We start from the raw sequence: 443 nt of genomic DNA, 5'->3' as shown, positions 1-443 counted from the left end.
ATGACCGGCCAGGGATACCGCTACGGTTCAGCTACAAGCAATTGATGCAAACTCAGACACCCAGTAATTCATTGAGAACGGCCATTTTTTCCTGCAATTGCGCCGCTGCGAAATGCTCGACCACCTGGCCATGTTCCATCACATAAAACCGGTCGGCCAGCGGCGCGGCAAAGCGGAAGTTTTGCTCCACCATGACGATGGTGTAGCCACGTGCCTTCAGCGTCAGGATCATGCGCGCCAAGGCTTGTACGATCACCGGTGCCAGACCTTCGGAAATTTCATCCAGCAATAACAGCCGTGCACCGGTACGCAGGATGCGTGCAACCGCCAGCATCTGCTGTTCGCCGCCGGACAAACGGGTGCCCTGACTGTGTTTACGTTCCGCCAGATTCGGGAACATGGCGTAGATTTCATCCACAGACATGCCCTGACTGTCACGTGCC

General features: G+C 56.0%; 1 protein-coding gene. It reads right to left on the bottom strand.

What is annotated here, in order from left to right; genetic code table 11:
- Positions 1-52: 52 nt before the first annotated feature.
- Positions 53-443 (bottom strand): ATP-binding cassette domain-containing protein (locus KDM89_RS19835; RefSeq protein WP_212689608.1); only part of this gene is annotated, 391 nt, incomplete at its 5' end.

Origin of the sequence: Cognatundibacterium luofuense (assembly GCF_018139685.1) — a bacterium.
Lineage (GTDB): Bacteria > Pseudomonadota > Gammaproteobacteria > Burkholderiales > Burkholderiaceae_D > Undibacterium > Undibacterium luofuense.
Note: the sequence above shows the minus strand (reverse complement) of the source record. Positions and strands in the feature narration are given on the sequence as shown.